The sequence below is a fragment of the Bradyrhizobium sp. TM233 genome, assembly GCF_036247965.1.
Classification (GTDB): Bacteria; Pseudomonadota; Alphaproteobacteria; order Rhizobiales; family Xanthobacteraceae; genus Bradyrhizobium; species Bradyrhizobium ottawaense.
The window spans coordinates 1-1,734 of the sequence record NZ_BTIG01000043.1; the positions used below are offsets into that span (position 1 = coordinate 1).

Consider the following 1,734-nt stretch of genomic DNA (forward strand, 5'->3'; position numbering starts at 1 on the left):
ACGTCCGCGCGGCCTGATCCTGCCGGACAGGTATCAGACTACGCAAGAGCGGCGTCATCGGCGCCGCTCTTTGCTTTTGGCGAACCGCCCGGCCCCGGACTTAGTTTTCATGTGGGTCATACGGTTCCAAATCTTTACGGGTTCCGAACGCGGGGAACTTTAACTCCTTGCAGCATTTCGGAGGCCCATCGTGAAGCTGTTTTCGTTCTCTGCCATTCGCTCCATCCAATTGAAGATTGCCCTGATCGCCGGCCTCTGCCTCGCGGTCACCTGCGTCGTGCTGATCGGCTACGGCCTCTTCTCCACGCAGAGCATGAACCAGTACGTGACCCACGAGGTCATGCAGCTGGTCGACAATCAGACCAAGGAAAGCCTGACCAACCGCGCTACCACCGAAGCCAGCGCCATCAAGGCCGAGCTGGAGGTCGGATTCGATGCCGCGCGCACCATCGCGCATGCGTTCGCGACGCTGGCAGACGAGAAGACCGGCACCCCCATCGCAGCCCGGCGCGCTCAGTTCAACGCGCTGCTCCGCCACGTGCTCGAGCTCAATCCTGCTTTCAACGGTACCTACTCGGCCTGGGAGCCCGGCGCGCTGGATGGCGATGACGCGGCGTTCAAGGGCCGCAAGGAGGTCGGATCGGACAACACAGGCCGGTTCCTGCCCTATTGGACGCGCAACGCCAACGGCGACATCGCGGTTCAGCCGCTGGTCGAGTACGACAGCAGCGAGCGGCATCCCAACGGTCTGGTGAAGGGCGCCTGGTACATCAATCCGAACACGACGGGTAAGGAGAACATCCTCGGTCCGCTGCCCTACATCGTGCAGGGCAAGGGCGTCTTCCTGGCGACCATGTCGGTGCCGGTCATGATCGGCGGCAAGTTCCGCGGCGTTGCCGGCGCCGACTACAATCTCGACTTCGTGCAGAAGCTGGCCCTCAAGATCAATGCCTCGCTGTTCGAGGGCAAGGGCAAGGTCGCGATCCTCAACGACACCGGCCTGATCGTGGCCAACAGCGCCAATCAGGACGTGATCGGCAAGAACGCTTCGGCAGCCGATCCGCGCTGGAGCGAGAGCCTCGCCATCGTCAAGGCCGGCAAGAGCGCGGTGCAGGACGATCCGAAGTTCGCCAACATCGATATCTATGCGCCGATCCGCTTCGGGCTCACCGAGAATGCGTGGTCGGTCGTGATCTCGGTCCCGCGCGAGGTCGTGCTGGCGTCCGCACGGCAGCTGGATGCCTCGCTCAGTGCCCGTGCGACGTCGAGCACGTTCTGGCAGCTCGGTGTCGGCCTCGTCATCGTGCTGGCGGCGATCTTTCTGATCTCGTTCGCTGCACGAAAGATCGCGCGGCCGATCCAGGACTGCGCCAATTTCGCCGACGGCATCGCCAAGGGCGACTTCAACCAGCAGCTCAAGATCGATCAGGCCGACGAGGTCGGCAGGCTCGCGACGTCGCTGAGCTCGATGCAGGACGACATCAAGCGCAGCATCGAGCAGCGCGCCCAGGACCAGGCCGCTGCCGATCGCGAACGCAAGCGCACCATGAACGAGCTGGCCGACAGCTTCGAAGCGCAGGTGGGCGGTATCGTGGAAACGGTGTCCGCCGCGTCCGGCGCGCTGGAAAGCTCGGCCGGATCGCTGAGCTCGACCGCCGAGCGGGCGCAAGAGCTCGCCTCCGTCGTCGCGACCGCGTCCGACCAGGCATCTGGTAACGTGCAGTCGGTGGCCTC

At 64.1% G+C, this 1,734-nt stretch carries 1 protein-coding gene; it reads left to right on the plus strand.

Annotation, left to right across the window (positions count from 1 at the left end):
• Positions 1 to 190: 190 nt before the first annotated feature.
• The coding region (locus AABA86_RS33065) for a methyl-accepting chemotaxis protein (RefSeq protein WP_338309733.1) at positions 191 to 1,734 on the plus strand (1,544 nt) is incomplete at its 3' end.